The sequence below is a fragment of the Methylobacterium brachythecii genome (assembly GCF_014196345.1).
GTDB lineage: Bacteria > Pseudomonadota > Alphaproteobacteria > Rhizobiales > Beijerinckiaceae > Methylobacterium > Methylobacterium brachythecii.
Window position 1 is genome coordinate 168,121 of the sequence record NZ_JACIDN010000007.1, and the last position, 16,170, is coordinate 184,290.

Consider the following 16,170-nt stretch of genomic DNA (forward strand, 5'->3'; position numbering starts at 1 on the left):
GTCACCCCTTCAGCTCAGCGATAGCGGTGCGAACCGCGTCGTGGTCCGAGAATGGGAGCACGCGGTCGCCCACGATCTGGCCGGTTTCATGACCCTTGCCGGCCACGACCAGCACGTCGCCGGGCTGCAGCCCACGCACCGCCGTGCGGATCGCCTCGGCGCGATCGCCGATCTCTTCCGCCCCCGGAGCCTGTGCGAGGATCGCGGCGCGGATCGCGGCCGGCTCCTCGGTGCGGGGATTGTCGTCGGTGACGATGACCCGGTCGGCGAGGCGCTGGGCGATCTCGCCCATGATCGGCCGCTTGCCGGTATCGCGGTCGCCGCCGCAGCCGAACACCAGGACGAGGCGGTTCGTCGCGAAGGGCCGCAATGCCATCAGCACGTGCTCGAGGGCCTCCGGCTTGTGGGCGTAGTCGACGAGGCAAAGGCCGCCATTGGCCTCGCCGATGCGCTCCATGCGGCCAGGCACGCCGGTCAGCGTTTCGAGCGCGGCGAAGACACCGGCCGGATCGGCCGCGCCACCCGGCGTCGCCAGCGCGAGACCGGCGGCGACGAGGGCGTTTTCGATCTGGAATTCGCCGACGAGCGGCAGCCGGACGGTATAGGCGGTCTCGCCATCCTTGCCGGGGCCCTGCAGGCTCAGCGCCTGAGAGAAGCCCTCGGGTCGAACGTCCTCGACACGAATGTAGTGACCGGCGCGGCCCGTAGTGCGGACCTCGTGCCCGGCCGCATCGGCCGTGCCGATAACCCGCTCGGCATAGGCGCCGTCGGCATTCACGATCACTGGCCGGCCCTTCGGCAGCAGTGTCGTGAACAGTCGGAGCTTGGCTTCGAGGTAATCCTCGACGGTCGGGTGATAATCGAGATGATCGCGCCCGAGATTGGTAAAGCCGGCCGCTGCCAGCACGACGCCGTCGAGGCGGCGCTGCTCGATGCCGTGCGAGGAGGCCTCCATGGCGAGATCGGTGATCCCGTCATCGGCGAGCTGGGCCAGGGTCTCGTGCAGGGTGACCGGGTCGGGCGTCGTCAGCGAGCCATAGGCCGCGCCCTTGTTCGTGACGATACCGACCGTGCCGAGGCTCGCCGATTCCCGGCCAATCCGCGACAGGATCTGGCGGACGAAGTCGGCGACCGAACTTTTTCCGGCAGTGCCGGTGACGGCGACGACCGTCTCCGGCTGCCGCCCGGAGAAGCGCGCCGCGGCGAGCGAGAGGGCGCGGCGCGCGTCGGGCACCGCGATCCAGGCCGTCCCGGACGGGAGGTCCGAAGGGCGCTCGCCTTCACCGACGACGGCGACCGCGCCGGCAGCCGCAGCCTTTGCTGCGAAGAGCCGGCCATCGGCCTTGATGCCCGGGATCGCGACGAAGACTCCGCCGGGCGCGACCTTGCGGCTGTCTGCGGTAATGGCGGTGACGGGGCGGTCGCCGGCCTCCGCGTCGGGAAACAGGCCGTGCAGTGTCGATGCCGTCATCGCGCCGCGCCCGTGACTAGAGCCAGGATCAAACCACCCTCACCGGCCGTCGACCATGTTCACGTGGTAGGCGCCGGCCTTGACCATTTGCGGGAACGGCCTCGCAGGCGGATCGAATTGCGGCGGCAGGCCAAGGATCGGCGCGACGCGCTCGATGATCTTACCCGTCACCGAACCCGAATTGTAGGCCGCCGTGGCGTAGCCGCCGGTCTCAGGCAGCCCCTGCGGCTCGTCCATCAGCGTCACGAACAGATACTTCGGATCGTTCATGGGCGAGGCCGCCATGAAGGTCGTGAACAGGCGGTTCTTGTTGTAGCGGCCGCCGATGACCTTCTCCGCCGTGCCGGTCTTGCCGCCGACATAGTAGAGCGGGATCGAGGCCTTCTTCGCCGAGCCCTCGGTGGCGTTGAGGCGCATGATGAAGCGCATGGCCTCGCTATTCTGCGCCGAGAGCACGTGGGTCGCCTTGGCGCGCGCCGTGGCCTCGTCCCGCTTGAGGAAGGTCGGGACCATGAAGTCGCCGCCGTTGATGATCGCGGCGACGGCAGCGGTGGCCTGGATCGGCGCGACCGCGATACCGTGGCCGAAGGCAATGGTGATCGTGTTGATCTCGCTCCAGCGCGGCGGCAGGATCGGCGAGGCGCTCTCCGGCAGTTCGGTGCGCATGCGATCGAGCAGACCCATCTTGCGCAGGAATGCCTGGTGACCGGGGATGCCGACGCCGAGCGCCATCTTGGCCGAACCGATGTTGGAGGAGTGCGTGAACACCTCCGGCATGGTGAGGACGCGGCCAGTCGCGTGGTAGTCGTGGATGGTCTGGCGACCCCAATGCATCGCGCCGCCGCGCGTGTCGAAGGTCGAGTTGACGTTGTACTTGCCGGAATCGAGCGCCATGGCGAGGGTCATCGCCTTGAAGGTCGAGCCCATCTCGTAGACGCCGACATTCATGCGGTTGATGCGGTCGGGCGCGAGCGCGTCCTTCGGCTCGTTCGGATCGAAATCCGGATAGGAGGCGAGCGCGATCACCTCGCCGGTGGTCACGTCGAGGATCATCGAGGCGCCGGCCTTGGCCTTGAAGTGCTCGACACCCTTCACGAGCTCGTCGCGCACCGCGAATTGGGCACGCAGGTCGAGGGAGAGCTGGACCGGCGCGAGATCTGCCTGCTTGGCGACGAAGCCGAGGCTGTTCAGGGCGCCGTTGCCCTGGTTGTCGATGTACTTCTCCATACCGGCGATGCCGATATTGTCGAGGTTGGTCGCACCGATGATGTGCGCCGCGGCGACGCCGTTCGGGTAGACGCGCTTGTGATCGGGCAGGAAGCCGATGCCGGGGAGACCCAACCGGTGGACCTCCTGCTGCTGCTTCGGCGTGATCTCGCGCTTGACCCAGACGAAGCCCTTCTTGGTCGAGAGCTTGGCGCGCAGGTCCGTGGCGTTGAGCTCGGGCAGGACGGCAGTGAGCAGCTCGACCGCCTCGTCCTTGTCGTAGATCTTCCGGGGTTCGGCGAAGACCGAGACCGTACGGATGTCCGTGGCCAGGATCTCGCCGTTGCGGTCGATGATGTCGGGGCGGATCGCGGTGGTCGCCGAGGCCGCTATGCGATGGTCGTCGTTGCCGGAGCTCGGCGTCGAGGCCATGATCACGAGACGGATGGAGATCGCGCAGAAGACAGCACCGAAGCCGAGCCCGACGATGCCGACGCGCGTGTAGGACCGCTCGATCGCGAGGCGAAACATCGTGCGGTAGAGACGCAGCAGGAATGGCTCGCGCGGCTCCGTAGCGACGATGCGCTCGGGCACGCCTCCCTCGTCATAGGCCTGCGCGGCGTGCTCGGCCGGGAGCTCCGGCTGAACCGTTTCGTGAGCCTCGTGCTCGCCAGCGGCCGGCGCGCCCTGATCCTGCGGATGGTGTTCGGACACGATGACTACCTCGAAGCCGTGGCAGGCGTGCGGGTGCTGACGGTGCGGGTCGTCGTCGAGCGGGTGATCGAGCCGGTGGTGCGCGGCTCGTCGGCCCGGGTCGCAGTCTTTTCCTTGGGCGTCGAGGTCGCGGCGAGCAGCCGGCCGATCTCATCGCCGCGATCGGGACGCGCCGGCAGGTCGGACATCCGGGCGAGATGCTCGATGCCGATCGGCTCGAGCGCGAGGTGGCGCTCGACGGCGGCCTGGAGCCGGTCGGGACGGGTGAGGAGCTGCCATTCGGCGCGCAGCACGGCGATGGCCTGGCGCTCGTTGTGCAGCTGGCTCTTCAGCTTCGAGACCTGCGCCGCCTGATAGAGCGTGTCGTACTTGGTCGAGTACGCGTGGACGGCCGACGCCATCAGCCCGAGCACGGCCAAGATATTGAGAATACGGATCACCGGCGCGATCCTCCCCGGAGGCCGGCGGTCGCCGGAAGGATGGCGAGTTCCCGGACCGCGTCGAGCGGCTCGGGTACGGGGGCGTCGGTGCGCTCGGCGGCGCGCAGCTTGGCGGAGCGGGCGCGCGGATTGACGCGGCACTCCTCGTCGCTCGGCAGCACCGGGCCTTTGGTGACGGGCGCAAAGCTCCGCGGCACGGGGCGCTCGACACTCGGCACATGCCGTGAGGCCTGGACCGCGCGGCCGCTGCGAGCCGAGAGAAACTGCTTCACGATGCGGTCTTCCAGCGAGTGGAAGGTCACGACGGCGAGACGTCCGCCGGGGCGCAGGATGCGCTCGGCCGCGTGGAGCGCCGCGACCAGCTCGCCGAGTTCGTCGTTCACGGCGATGCGCAGGCCCTGGAAGCTGCGGGTCGCCGGATGGATGTGGCTGCCGGGATCGACCCGCACCACACCCGCGATGAGCTCCGCGAGTTGGCCGGTGGTCTGGATCGGCGCGCGGCGGCGGGCTTCGATGATGGCACGGGCCACGGCGCGGGCGCGGCGCTCCTCGCCGTAATGGAAGAAGATGTCGGCGAGCCATTCCTCGTCCGCCTCGTTGACGAGGTCGGCGGCGCTCTGGCCCTGGCTCGACATGCGCATGTCGAGAGGACCGTCGTTGCGGAAGGAGAAGCCGCGCTCGGGTTGGTCGAGCTGCATCGACGACACGCCGATATCGAGCACGACCCAGTCGGCATGCGGCTCGCCCTCGGCCTCGACGAGGGAATCCAGCTCGCCGAAGCGGCCCTCGACGAGACGGAGGCGCTTGCCAGCCTTCTTCTGGAGGGCAGCCCCGCCGGTGATCGCCGCGGTGTCGCGATCGATCCCGATGACGCGCACAGAGGTATCCGCATCGAGCAATGCGCGGGTGTAGCCGCCTGCGCCGAAGGTGCCGTCGACCGCGAGGCCAGGACCCTGCAGGGCGAGCGACTCGATCACTTCGTTGAGGAGGACGGGAACGTGGGGGCCTTCGGCGGCGGCGCTCTTGATGCGAGGGGAGCGGCTCACGAAACGACCTCCCGTGCCAATGCTGGAACCGAATCCAACTGCGGAATCTGGGATGCGATCCAGCTCATGATTTCCTGCAGGGCGCTTGGGGCGCGCAATGGCAATTCGGGCGGAGGCGTTGCGGCTGGCGGGACGCCGGCCAAAAGCTCGCGCAAAATCACTCCTCTCACAACCAGGGCGAGAGGCGGCCGATCCGAAAATCACCTTTAGCGGGTTCGAGCCGGGTACCATGGGGTTTCGAGCGCCGTCAACGAGCGTGGCCGAACGGAAATGGACCCCTCGATAAAGACCCGAGCAAGGTTAACCGAGCGTCAATCGAGGCCGGGAATCCGCTGGGAAACGGCGTTGGAAAGCGGGGAGATCAGCCGGCCTTTAAGCCGGGTTCTGTAGGGCCCGGGCGCCTTGCGACACCCGGACGTGGCGGCCATTCCTCTGGGACGATCGTCACCGACCGCCTCGAGCAACCAACCCGGGCGACGGGCCTGGAGAGCCGGCCTGCCCTCCCCTCTCGGGGAGTGCGTGTCACCCCTATTCGGTCTTGCACCCGGTGGGGTTTGCCATGCCGTCCGCGTTGCCGCGTCCGCGGTGCGCTCTTACCGCACCCTTTCACCCTTACCCCGCAAGCGGGGCGGTCTGCTCTCTGTGGCACTGTCCCTGGGGTCGCCCCCGCCGGACGTTATCCGGCACCGTCTCTCCATGGAGCCCGGACTTTCCTCCCCACCCGAAGGCGGAGCGGCCGCCCGGCCGACTGATCCGCGGCGGATGTGCGCCGCGCGGAGCGATACGGTCAAGGACATTCGCCAATCGGGCCGTTTGCCCAAAGTTCAGGCCTGCACGGATTTTCGGCGATCCATTGCCGGCGCAGGGGCACGGCGCCAAACTCATTTCCAAGGAGGCCCTGCGCCTTCACGCGCCGGGCCTGCCGTCACCCCGTGAAGGAGGTCTCGCCATGACGGAGACGAACTGGACCCTGGAAACCGTCCAACAGTTGCGCACCCTGGCCCGCGAAGGCGTGCCGGTGCCGGTGATCAGCATGCGGTTGAAGCGGCCCATCGAGGCGGTCGCCGCCAAGCTCGCCGAACTCGGCATCACGCCGGCGGTGAGCGTTTAGACCGATGTTACTCGCCCGTCATTCCGGGGCTCGCCACAGGCGAGAACCCGGAATCCACGACGGGGCACTGCATCTCGGGTGGATGCCGGGTTGCGCTTCGCGCCCCCGGCATGACGATGGAAGGATGGCCTACCAACTGCCGGTGTTCTCCATCGACTTCCACGGCTCCTGCGGCTCCTTGGCGCCGCCCTTCTGCAGGAGTTCGATCGAGATGCCGTCCGGCGACTTCACGAAGGCCATGTAGCCGTCGCGCGGCGGCCGGTTGATGGTCACGCCCTTGTCCTGCAGCTGCTGGCAGAAGGCGTAGATGTCGTTCACCTGATACGCGAGATGCCCGAAGTTGCGGCCGCCCGAATAGGTCTCGGGATCCCAGTTATGGGTCAACTCGATCAGCGGCGCCTTCTCGGCCTCCGCCTGGGCCACGTCGTCGGTCGCGGCGAGGAAGACCAGGGTGAAACGGCCCTTCTCGTTGTCGACCCGGCGGACTTCCTTGAGGCCGAAGGTGTTCACGTAGAAGTCGAGCGCCTTGTCGAGGTCCGCGACGCGGACCATCGTGTGCAGGTATTTCATCGTCGCATCCAGGCTCCGTGCTGTGAGCGGCTAGATGGCCTCGCGCCGGCGCCCGTCAACGGTTGCGCTCGCGCGCAGCGGACTCGATAGAGGGCGCACACCGTCCGAGCCGAAGGTCGAGTCCGCATGCGCACCGAGACGCCCCCGACGATCCGCCTCGCCGATTACCAGCGGAGCGACCACCTCATCGACCGCGTCGATCTCGACATCCGCCTGGATCCGCATGCGAGCCGGGTGACGGCCGTGCTGGCTTTGCGGCCGAACCCGGAGGGTGTGCCCGGGGCGCCGCTCGTGCTCGATGGAGACGAGTTGAAGCTGGTGGCCGTGGCCCTCGACGGCGAGGTCATGCTCGAGAACGCCTACACGGCGACGCCGTCGGGGCTGACGATCCACCGGCCGCCGCAGCGCCCGTTCACGCTGTCGATCGAGACCGAGATCGACCCGACGGCGAACACCAAGCTCATGGGGCTTTACCGCTCCAGCGGCGTCTACTGCACGCAGTGCGAGGCCGATGGCTTTCGCCGGATCACCTATTTCCTCGACCGTCCGGACATTCTCTCGATCTACACCACGCGCATCGAGGCCTCGCGCGAGGAGGCGCCGGTGCTGCTCGGCAACGGCAACCCGGTCGAGAGCGGCGACGTCCCCGACACTGACCGGCATTACGCGATCTGGCAGGACCCGCATCCGAAGCCGGCCTATCTCTTCGCCGTCGTCGGCGGACGGCTCGGCAGCGTGAGCGGGCGCTTCACCACGTCGGAGGGCCGACAGGTCGGCCTCGGCGTCTATGTCGAGCCGGGCAAGGAGGCGCGGGCCGACTACGCGCTCGATGCCGTCGCCCGCTCCATGAAGTGGGACGAGGACGTCTTCGGCCGCGCCTACGATCTCGACGTGTTCAACGTCGTCGCCGTGTCCGACTTCAACATGGGCGCGATGGAGAACAAGGGCCTCAACATCTTCAACGACAAATACGTGCTCGCCAGCCCCGAGACCGCGACGGATGCCGACTACGCCAATATCGAGGCGATCATCGCGCACGAATACTTCCACAACTGGTCGGGTAACCGCGTCACCTGCAGGGACTGGTTCCAGCTCTGCCTGAAGGAGGGCCTCACGGTCTTCCGCGATCAGGAATTCTCGTCCGACATGCGCTCTCGCGCCGTGCACCGCATCAGCGAGGTGCGCACCCTGCGTGCCCGGCAGTTCCCGGAGGATGCTGGCCCGCTCGCTCACCCGGTGCGGCCGAAGCAATACGCCGAGATCAACAACTTCTACACGGCGACCGTCTACGAAAAGGGCGCCGAGATCGTGCGGATGCTCAAGACGCTGATCGGCGAGGAGTCCTTCCGCAAGGGCATGGACCGCTACTTCGCGGACAACGACGGCACCGCGGCCACCGTCGAGGACTTTCTGTCGGCCTTCGCCACCGAGACCGGCCGCGACCTCTCGCATTTCGCGCAGTGGTACGAGCGGCCGGGCACGCCTCGCATCGCCGTCTCCGGTCACTACGATGCGGCTGCAAAGACCTATCGGCTCGATTTCCGCCAGACCCGTCCCGGCGCGGGCGCCGACGCGCCTCCGCTGGTGATCCCGGTGGCGCTCGGGCTCGTCGGCGAGCACGGCCCGCTCGATGCCAAGAGCGAGCGCGTGCGAGGCGGCGTGTTCGTGCTCGACAAGCCCAAGGACAGCCTCGTCTTCGAGAACGTCGCTTCTCAACCGGTGCCCTCGCTGTTTCGCGACTTCTCGGCGCCGGTGCGTGTCGAGATCGGCCTCAGCGATGCCGAGCGGCTGACGCTGCTGCGCCACGACCCCGATGCCTTCAACCGTTGGGAATCCGCGCAGCGCGTGGCGCTCCGGATCGTCATCGAGGCGGCCCGCAGCGGTGCGCAGCAGCTCGACGGCGCCGAGGGCTTCGCCGACGCGCTGGCGGCCTTTCTCGATCAAGAGGCGCTCAACGATCCGGCCTTCGCGGCGCTGATGCTGGCGTTGCCGACCGAGGGCGAGGTGGCGAGCGAGATTGGCGCGAACATCGATCCGGACGCGATCCTTTCCGCGCGCCGCCGCCTGCGCCAGGCGATCGCCGCGCGGCTATGCGAGCCGCTCTTCGCCTTGCGCGAAACACTCGCCGAGCCTGCGGGTGCGCCCTTCAGCCCGGATGCCGCCTCGGCCGGCCGGCGCGCCTTCCGCAATGCCGCCCTCGACCTGATCGCGGTGGCCGACCCGGAGCGCGGCACGGCGCTCGCCCGCGCGCAGATCGCAGACGCCACCACCATGACCGACCGGCTCGCCGGCCTCGCCACGCTTTCGCAGATCCCCGGCGAGCCGCGTGAGATCGAGCTCGCGGCCTTCGCCGAGCGCTATGCCGACGAGCCGCTGATCCTCGACAAATGGCTCGCGATCCAGGCTGCCATCGCTGAGGACGGCACTCTCGCCCGCATCGGCAGGTTGCAGCAGCATCCCGCCTTTTCGATCACCAACCCGAACCGCGTGCGCTCGCTGGTGGGTGTGTTCAGCCTGTCGAACGCGACGCAATTCAACCGGGCGGACGGCGCCGGTTATGCGCTGGTCGCCGAAACGGTGATGGCGCTCGACAGGCGCAACCCGCAGATCGCCGCACGCCTGCTGACCGCTTTCGGCTCGTGGCGGCAATTGGAGCCGGCACGGCGGGCTGCGGCGGAGGCGGCTTTGCGGGGGATCGCAGCGGCGGAAGGCCTGTCGCGCGACGTCGCCGACATCGCCGGCCGCAGCCTTCAAAACTGAAGACGAACAGTCAGCAACGTCTGCATTGAGACGCAGCATCAGCCTATACTGAATATCACAATCTGGCATACCAGATGCCAGACAGTGCTTTGTTCAACCTGACTCCACATTGTAGAACTGAGGCCGATATCTAATTCAACGACTGTATTTCCATGATGTCGCTCGCGGTTCACCATGCGCCCCCAGAATTGGCTGCACCGATGAAAAAACCGGGGTGGAAAACATAAATTAACTCGCGGTGGTCAAAAGTAGGGCACTGCTTCGCCGGCCATCGTTTCCCCTGGCCGGCGGATGAGCTGTTTGCTCCGGACGGGCCATGCGCGATCCAGTTGCCCTTCTTTTGACGGACCGCCCCGACCGGAGTGCGCAGATCGCCGCTGCGCTGGAGCCGGCCGTGGATTGCCGCGTCCTCGGCATGGACGAGCCCTGGACCGAGCCCGCTCCCCTCGCCGGCATCATCGCGGATGTCGACATCGTCCGCTCCCAGGCCAAGGAAACCGTGCGCAAGCTACGCGAACTGGCCGTGCCGGGCGACGCGCCTCTCGTGCTGCTGATGCGCAACCGCAGCGCGCGCAGCTTCGCCGACGCGAAGTCCGTCGGTGCCGATGTCTGCCTCGCGGCGAGGACGGCTCCGCACGTCGTTGCCGAAACCTTCCTCGCAAAGACCCATCCGCGACGCGAGCTGATCGATCTCACCATCACCCGGGCCATCGGACGGGCGGGACGCGCCCTGACCACGCTGCTCGACGCCGCGCGGGCAGACCAGTCGCTCGACGTCGACGCCTTCGAGACGGGCGTCGACCCGATCCTCACCGCCGTGGCGGATGGCGGACTGGTGCGCTGGCTCGACATCGTCTGGAGTTTCGACGACGCCACCTACCAGCACTGCATGCTGGTCGCCGGGCTCGCCGCCGCACTGGCACTGCATGTCGGTTTCTCGGCCAGCGATCGGCTACACCTCGTGCGCTCTGCCCTGATCCACGACATCGGCAAGGCCAAGATCCCGCTCAAGATCCTCAACAAGCCGGGCCGCCTCGACGATGACGAGATGCGCATCATGCGCACGCATGCCGCACTCGGCCACGCGTTGCTGATCAAGGCGACCGGCTTCGATGCGCAGACCCTCGACGTGGTGCTCCATCACCACGAGATGCTCGATGGATCGGGCTATCCGGATGGGCTCAAGGGCGACGCCATCAGCGACCGCGTCCGCCTCATCACGATCTGCGACATCTATGCGGCGCTGATCGAACGCCGGCCCTACCGAGCACCGATGGGCCATGGGGAAGCGCTTCGGGTTCTGCACAGCATGGGCGGCAAGCTCGACCGCGACCTCCTGGCAGCTTTCGAGCAGGCCATCGTCAAGCGCTGACTGGTAGCCCGGCCGGGCTCCCGACTGAGGCCCGCGACAGTCGCGCCGACGCCTCCGAGAGGGCCGCCGAATGGAGGCTGGCCGTCCTGGCGACGTTTTCGCAACACCCCTGGGAAAACCAGCGCCGAAAATCCGCGTTTGCCGGCCACCGAACGTGCCGTTGCGCCAGATTCCGGCACCCCGTTTCCGTAATCGAAAAAGACGCTTGTTTGCAGAAGCCGGACGTCGACTGAGTCTCTCCACCTAAGACTCTGCAAACGATACGCTTTTCGAGTCTGTCGCGAGAACCTCTCCGAGTCGCATCATCGTTAAAGAGTCAACAAAACGATCCATAAAAATCGTGGACAAATCGCCCCTCTGAGTGCTCAATGTGAATACGATTCGTGGCGGGGCGTGAGTGACCGCTGCGGGGCGTTTCAGCCGAATTGAGTGGGGGTTAGTCATGCCGGAGGCGGTTTCCGCTTCCCTGGCCGCGCGCGTGCGCGCCGATACGATCCTCGGGATCCGGCGACCGCGAAATCCGGCCCATGAACGGGTGATGCGGGCCGAGACCTGGCTGCGTATCGCGGTGCCGGGCATGCTGGCCGGCTTCCTGCTCTGCCTGCTCGCCGTCATCACCCTTCACCTGCGCATGCAGCACGCCGAGGCGGTGCGCATCGCCCACCTCGAGGTCGAAGGCCTGGCCCGGCTCACCGCCGCGGCGATCGGCGAAAACGGCATCTCCAACGAGACCGCCCGCAGTTCCGCCCAGGAACGCCTCCACGCCTTGATGTCGTCCGGCGCCCATGCCGGCCGCCAGATCTTCGTTGCCGGGCGCGACGACCGGATCGTCGCCGCCTTCCCCGCACCGGGCCGCCTGCCCTCGACCCTGACCGCCGTGCTCGGAGCCGATCAGGCCCTCGGTACCCTCGCCGAGACCGCCGGCGCGATGGTCCTGCGCCTTGCCGACGGGGCCGAGGCGATCGCCGCCGTCCACAGCCTGCCCAACGGGGCTGGGCAAGTGGCCGTGATCCGGCCGGTTGCCCACGTGACGGCAGCCTGGTGGGAGCGGCTCTGCACGCTCGCCGTGCTGTTCGGATCCACCGCGCTCGTCGTCGTCGGCATCGGCGCCGCCTACACGCTCCAGAGCCGCCGGGCACACGCCGCCGATCGGGTGTGCGACGAAGTTCGCCGCCGGCTCGACACGGCGCTCGGCCGCGGCCGCTGCGGCCTGTGGGACTGGGATATTCCGCGCGGCGAGATCTTCTGGTCGGATTCGATGTACGCCATGCTCGGCTACCCGGCCGAGAAGGGCCTACTCTCGTTCGGCGACGTCAACGATCTGGTGCATCCCGACGACGGCGACCTCTACAGCCTCGCCCGTCAGCTCGCGGCCATCGACTCCACCATCGATCACGAATTCCGCATGCGCGGCGCCTCAGGCGAATGGATCTGGCTGCGCACCCGCGCCGAGATCGTGCACGACGAGGCCGATGGCAGCCGCCACCTCGTCGGCATCGCCGTCGACGTCACCGAACAGCGCCGGCTCGCCGAATCCACCGCCACCGCCGACATGCGCCTGCGCGACGCGGTCGAGGCCATCTCCGAGGCCTTCGTGCTCTGGGACGACCAGAACCGCCTCGTGCTGTGCAACTCGAAATTCCGCGACCTGCACGCCCTTTCCGCCGACGACGCCCAGCCCGGCCGCCGATACGCCGACATCATGGGCCGCGGCGTGCTGCCGCCGGTCCGGCGCGAATTGCCCGACGTTGGCCGCGCCAGCCCCTCCGCCCGCACCTTCGAGGTCGAGCTGACCGACGGGCGCTGGCTGCAGGTCTCCGAGCGACGCACCAAGGATGGCGGCTACGTCTCGGTGGGCACCGACATTACCGGCCTCAAGCGCCAGCACGACAAGCTCGTTGTATCCGAGCGCGAGCTGCTCGCCACGGTGAAGGACCTCAAACGCTCCCGCCGGACCCTCGAGCTCCAGACCCACCAGCTCGCCGACCTCGCCGAGCAGCATCTCGACCAGAAGGCCAAGGCCGAGATCGCCAATCAGGCGAAATCCGAGTTCCTCGCCAATATGAGCCACGAGCTGCGCACGCCGCTCAACGCCATCATGGGCTTCGCGGACCTGATGGAGAGCGAGGTCTACGGACGGCTCGGCGATCCGCGCTACGTCAGCTATTGCCGCGACATACAGGAGAGCGGCACCTACCTGCTCTCCGTCATCGACGACATCCTCCATATGGCCCGCATCGAGGCCAAGCGCGTCAGCCTCGACCGCCGCGAGATCGCCGCCTCGGACGCCGTGCGCGATGCCGTGAAGCTCGTCGAGATCGCCGCCAAGGCGAAGGGCGTCGGCCTGCGGGTCGAGATGCAGCCGAGCCTGCGCCTGCTCGCCGACGAGCGCGCCCTGATCCAGATCCTCGGAAACGTTCTGCAGAACGCGGTGAAGTTCACGCCGTCCGGCGGGCGCGTGCTGGTGCGAGGCCGCAGCTGCGGCACCAACGTGCATCTCTTCGTCGAGGATAGCGGCATCGGCATCCCGAAGACCGCGCTGGCCAAGCTCGGCAAGCCGTTCGAGCAGGTCGAGAACAACCTGACGCGCTGTCATCGCGGCTCGGGGCTCGGCCTCGCCATCGCCCGCTCGACGGCGGAGCTGCATGGAGGCGCCCTGCGGATCCGCTCGGATGTCGGCGTCGGCACCATCGTGATGGTGCGGCTGCCTGCCCCGACGCCCGAGCGTCTCGCCGCCCTCTCCCGGCCGAGCGCAGAGGTCACCGTGGACTCGCTGCGCCTCGTCTCGGGCGCCACGCCGAGGCCCGACGGACGCGCCGCCGCAGCCGGCTAAAAATTCTTAGAATCGCTCTAAGCTATCCGTTTCCCGCAGCGCGGCCATGCAGCTGGGAACCTTCGGTTTCGCCGCTCATTCACCGGGCGTGAGGAGCGGCTCCCGGGTGGCGAGCCTCCCCTCGAAGCCATTCACGGCAAGCGAACGGAGAACTCCCATGGCCAAGGCCAAGCAGCCGAACCTGCGCGTCGCCAGCGACCGCCTCAACACCCCGACCGATCTCGATCCGGCCGACACCAAGAAGATCGCCCAGGGCCTCACGGTCCTGGTGTCGGATCTCTTCGCCCTCTACATCAAGACGAAGAACTTCCACTGGCACATGAGCGGGCCGCACTTCCGCGATTACCACCTGCTCCTCGATGAGCAGGGCGACCAGATCTTCGGCATCATCGACGACGTCGCCGAGCGCGCCCGCAAGATCGGCGGCGTGACCCTCCGCTCGCTCGGCCAGGCCGAGAAGCTGAAGCGCGTGCCGGACAATGATGCCGACTACGTCTCGCCGCTCGACATGCTCGCGGAACTCCGCGACGACAACCGCAACCTCACCGCCAACATGCGCGAGTTGCACGAGGTCACCGACGAGGCCAACGACGTGTCGACCACCAGCCTGCTCGAGGAGTGGATCGACCAGTCCGAGCGCCGCACCTGGTTCCTCTACGAGATCACCCGCGACGCCACGCAGGGCGGCCACTGAGCCATCCTGCCCTCACGGCAACGGGAAAAACCCCGCATCGCAGGATGCGGGGTTTTTTCGTGCCGCGAGGCGAAGCCGCCGGTTAGGCCGCTTCTTCGATCTCGATCTCGTCCTCGCGCACGGCGCGCTCGGCGATGCCGGAGCGGATGCGGTAGGAGACCTCGCCGGACGCGTCGGCCGGCATCAGGCGGACGATCTCGGCGACGTCGCCGAAGCCGGTCTTGTCGTTGGTGGGGGTCGGTCCGAGGCGCTTCACGCGCTGGCCGAGCTTGTACTTGTGGGACATGACGTCCTCCTTCCGAAAGGGGGCGGCGCTCAGCGCCGCAGCTTGATCTTGGCCTTACGGGCCGCGTAGCGCGCGTCGCGCTCGGCCTTCTGGGCGGCCTGCTGGGCGCGGGCGCGCTCGGCGGCGGCTTCGAGTTCGGCGGCCTTGCGGGCGATCTCGGCTTGGCGGGCGGCCTCCTTCTCGGCGGCCTTGCGCTCCTCGTCTGCGATCCGGGCGAGCTCGCGCTCCTCGGCGCGGGCGGCGCGGGCCTCGGCGACGGCCTTGCGCTCGGCGTTGCGCGCGATCACGGCCGGATCGTCGGCGCTCGGGCGCTGGCGGAAGCGCTCCACCATGGCCTGGCGGGCCTTCTGCTGGGCGGAGAGACGGTCATCGAGGGCGTTCTGGTTGATGAAGCTCACGTAGCGTCCTTGTTGCGGCCGCGGCCCCGATGGCCCGGCCTGGAGGGGGCAGGTTACGACAAACGAAGAAGCCGCCCCATCGGGAGCGGCTTCGAGTGCGGTTGCGGAGCAGGGCTCACGCGTTCTGGAGGCTGCCGGCCGACTGCTTGCCCGAGCGGCGATCGGTTTCCATCTCGTAGGAGATCTTCTGGCCTTCGACGAGGTTGCGCATTCCGGCGCGCTCGACGGCGGAGATGTGCACGAAGACGTCCTTCGAGCCGTCATCCGGCTGGATGAAGCCGAAGCCCTTCGTTTCGTTGAACCACTTGACGGTGCCGGTGCTCATAGTCGTCCTTGTCGCTTCGCAGGAAATCATGCGCAGTCGTCCGACCGTCGTGAGACGGCGAACGGTTCGATAACCGATAGAAGACGAGAAATTCCGAACCGCCCTGCGAAGGCGTATACGGCCCAAATTCCGGGCTTAGATCGATAACGGGTAAGTAGACCTTCACGCCCCTTCCGGCAAGAGCAGCGCAGAAATTGCGCGAAAGCCGCATCGGAATTTGTCGGCACATCGTCGTGTCGGACGTGTTATTGATGGGCACCCTCTGCGCAATCCGGTGCCTTGGGCAATGCCGGAGCCGTCCGCACCCGTCCGCACCCGGACCACGGCTCCCCGTTACGATCCGCCGCCCGCTCCTCGGGCCGGCGCACGACGCTCAGAGGACAGACAATGGCGCATAACAGCACGAGCGGACGCACGCCCGGCCTCTCGATGGCCGAGTTCAACGCCCGCGCCAAGAAGATCGCCGCGTCCACCGGCGACATCGAGAAGGGCGATGCGCGCCGCTCGCCGCCCTCCCGCTTCCGCCGCGACAAGGCCGCCCCCCGACCCGAGACGGCCGAGCCTGCAGAGAACGCCGAGACGGCCGAGGCCGCGGAATCCACCGAGGGCTGACGCCCGCCCCCTCCCCCCTCGCGGGGAGGGCTTTTTTGTTGGGACGGGGGTCATACGGGACCAGGCGAACCGGCGCCTCCGGCCCGACACACCCCGTCCCTCAGGGCCGCGCCCTGCGCAGATGTGACGTGCAGCCACCCGGCCCGTCACCTGCCCCCTCCCAGCCTTCATCCTCCCAGCCAGGCCCTCACCCTAAGGCACCCAGCCGCGAGGCCGCGGGAACGCCCGAGCCCCTCGCCCCCGCGGCGAAGCCATCCCGAGCCACCTCACCGATGTTGCGAGCTGGCCTCCGCATCCCATCGCCCTCCATGCCCGACACGAAAAAAGCCGCC

14 protein-coding genes and 1 other RNA gene are annotated in these 16,170 nt (G+C 67.8%); 6 read left to right on the plus strand and 9 right to left on the minus strand.

Features of this window, described 5'->3' with window-relative positions:
* Position 1 precedes the first annotated feature (1 nt).
* The 5 genes from GGR33_RS18965 to rnpB all read right to left on the minus strand — a co-directional run bounded on the left by GGR33_RS18965 (position 2) and on the right by rnpB (position 5,629).
* Entirely contained in the window at positions 2 to 1,471 is a 1,470-nt protein-coding gene (locus GGR33_RS18965; protein WP_183508099.1) for a UDP-N-acetylmuramoyl-L-alanyl-D-glutamate--2,6-diaminopimelate ligase, read from the minus strand.
* A gap of 39 nt (positions 1,472 to 1,510) precedes the next feature.
* Entirely contained in the window at positions 1,511 to 3,271 is a 1,761-nt protein-coding gene (locus tag GGR33_RS18970) for a peptidoglycan D,D-transpeptidase FtsI family protein (RefSeq protein WP_284212042.1), read from the minus strand.
* Between the two features lie 125 nt (positions 3,272 to 3,396).
* Positions 3,397 to 3,831: a cell division protein FtsL gene (gene ftsL, locus GGR33_RS18975; RefSeq protein WP_183508101.1), complete on the minus strand. Its 435-nt coding sequence runs from the start codon at positions 3,829 to 3,831 to the stop codon at positions 3,397 to 3,399.
* Positions 3,828 to 4,877, minus strand: a complete 1,050-nt coding sequence (gene rsmH, locus GGR33_RS18980; RefSeq protein WP_284212039.1) for a 16S rRNA (cytosine(1402)-N(4))-methyltransferase RsmH — start codon at positions 4,875 to 4,877, stop codon at positions 3,828 to 3,830. The genes ftsL and rsmH overlap by 4 nt, the downstream gene beginning before the upstream one ends.
* Positions 4,878 to 5,234: 357 nt before the next feature.
* Positions 5,235 to 5,629: RNase P RNA component class A (rnpB, locus tag GGR33_RS18985), an RNA gene on the minus strand.
* 197 nt (positions 5,630 to 5,826) lie between these two features.
* Between rnpB and GGR33_RS18990 the strand changes: the two genes are divergently transcribed.
* Positions 5,827 to 5,988, plus strand: a complete 162-nt coding sequence (locus tag GGR33_RS18990) for a hypothetical protein (protein WP_183508105.1) — start codon at positions 5,827 to 5,829, stop codon at positions 5,986 to 5,988.
* Positions 5,989 to 6,117: 129 nt separating this feature from the next.
* Here GGR33_RS18990 and gloA read toward each other — a convergent pair whose 3' ends face one another.
* Complete coding sequence (gene gloA / locus GGR33_RS18995; protein WP_183508107.1) at positions 6,118 to 6,558, minus strand: lactoylglutathione lyase; 441 nt, start codon at positions 6,556 to 6,558, stop codon at positions 6,118 to 6,120.
* A gap of 126 nt (positions 6,559 to 6,684) precedes the next feature.
* On the opposite strand from gloA, the gene pepN reads away from it, so the two are divergent.
* From pepN to GGR33_RS19015, 4 genes are all read left to right on the plus strand, one after another.
* Positions 6,685 to 9,318 carry an aminopeptidase N gene (pepN, locus tag GGR33_RS19000; RefSeq protein ID WP_183508109.1) on the plus strand — a complete coding sequence of 878 codons (2,634 nt, stop codon included), beginning with the start codon at positions 6,685 to 6,687 and terminating at the stop codon, positions 9,316 to 9,318.
* Positions 9,319 to 9,634: 316 nt separating this feature from the next.
* On the plus strand, positions 9,635 to 10,690 hold the full coding sequence (locus GGR33_RS19005; protein WP_183508111.1) for an HD-GYP domain-containing protein: 1,056 nt from the start codon (positions 9,635 to 9,637) through the stop codon (positions 10,688 to 10,690).
* A gap of 442 nt (positions 10,691 to 11,132) precedes the next feature.
* Positions 11,133 to 13,523 (plus strand): PAS domain-containing sensor histidine kinase, encoded by a 2,391-nt coding sequence (locus tag GGR33_RS19010; RefSeq protein WP_183508112.1) that lies wholly within the window; start codon positions 11,133 to 11,135, stop codon positions 13,521 to 13,523.
* A gap of 157 nt (positions 13,524 to 13,680) precedes the next feature.
* Positions 13,681 to 14,217 (plus strand): Dps family protein, encoded by a 537-nt coding sequence (locus GGR33_RS19015; protein ID WP_183508114.1) that lies wholly within the window; start codon positions 13,681 to 13,683, stop codon positions 14,215 to 14,217.
* Between the two features lie 82 nt (positions 14,218 to 14,299).
* On the opposite strand, the gene GGR33_RS19020 is transcribed toward GGR33_RS19015, so the two are convergent.
* The 3 genes from GGR33_RS19020 to GGR33_RS19030 all read right to left on the minus strand — a co-directional run bounded on the left by GGR33_RS19020 (position 14,300) and on the right by GGR33_RS19030 (position 15,226).
* A complete protein-coding gene (locus tag GGR33_RS19020; RefSeq protein ID WP_183508117.1) occupies positions 14,300 to 14,503 on the minus strand; it encodes a hypothetical protein in 204 nt (67 codons plus the stop codon).
* Positions 14,504 to 14,532: 29 nt separating this feature from the next.
* On the minus strand, positions 14,533 to 14,901 hold the full coding sequence (locus GGR33_RS19025) for a DUF6481 family protein (RefSeq protein WP_183508119.1): 369 nt from the start codon (positions 14,899 to 14,901) through the stop codon (positions 14,533 to 14,535).
* Between the two features lie 115 nt (positions 14,902 to 15,016).
* Positions 15,017 to 15,226, minus strand: a complete 210-nt coding sequence (locus tag GGR33_RS19030) for a cold-shock protein (protein WP_183508121.1) — start codon at positions 15,224 to 15,226, stop codon at positions 15,017 to 15,019.
* A gap of 387 nt (positions 15,227 to 15,613) precedes the next feature.
* On the opposite strand from GGR33_RS19030, the gene GGR33_RS19035 reads away from it, so the two are divergent.
* Complete coding sequence (locus GGR33_RS19035) at positions 15,614 to 15,838, plus strand: hypothetical protein (RefSeq protein ID WP_183508123.1); 225 nt, start codon at positions 15,614 to 15,616, stop codon at positions 15,836 to 15,838.
* Positions 15,839 to 16,170 lie beyond the last annotated feature (332 nt).

Excerpts from the sequence above, each read along its gene's own strand:
- GGR33_RS19010 (WP_183508112.1), top strand. The coding sequence starts at position 11,133 with ATGCCGGAGGCGGTTTCCGCTTCCCTGGCCGCGCGCGTGCGCGCCGAT.
- GGR33_RS19030 (WP_183508121.1), bottom strand. The coding sequence starts at position 15,226 with ATGAGCACCGGCACCGTCAAGTGGTTCAACGAAACGAAGGGCTTCGGC.
- GGR33_RS18990 (WP_183508105.1), top strand. The coding sequence starts at position 5,827 with ATGACGGAGACGAACTGGACCCTGGAAACCGTCCAACAGTTGCGCACC.
- gloA (WP_183508107.1), bottom strand. The coding sequence starts at position 6,558 with ATGAAATACCTGCACACGATGGTCCGCGTCGCGGACCTCGACAAGGCG.
- GGR33_RS19015 (WP_183508114.1), top strand. The coding sequence starts at position 13,681 with ATGGCCAAGGCCAAGCAGCCGAACCTGCGCGTCGCCAGCGACCGCCTC.
- GGR33_RS19020 (WP_183508117.1), bottom strand. The coding sequence starts at position 14,503 with ATGTCCCACAAGTACAAGCTCGGCCAGCGCGTGAAGCGCCTCGGACCG.
- GGR33_RS19035 (WP_183508123.1), top strand. The coding sequence starts at position 15,614 with ATGGCGCATAACAGCACGAGCGGACGCACGCCCGGCCTCTCGATGGCC.
- GGR33_RS18965 (WP_183508099.1), bottom strand. The coding sequence starts at position 1,471 with ATGACGGCATCGACACTGCACGGCCTGTTTCCCGACGCGGAGGCCGGC.
- GGR33_RS19005 (WP_183508111.1), top strand. The coding sequence starts at position 9,635 with ATGCGCGATCCAGTTGCCCTTCTTTTGACGGACCGCCCCGACCGGAGT.
- pepN (WP_183508109.1), top strand. The coding sequence starts at position 6,685 with ATGCGCACCGAGACGCCCCCGACGATCCGCCTCGCCGATTACCAGCGG.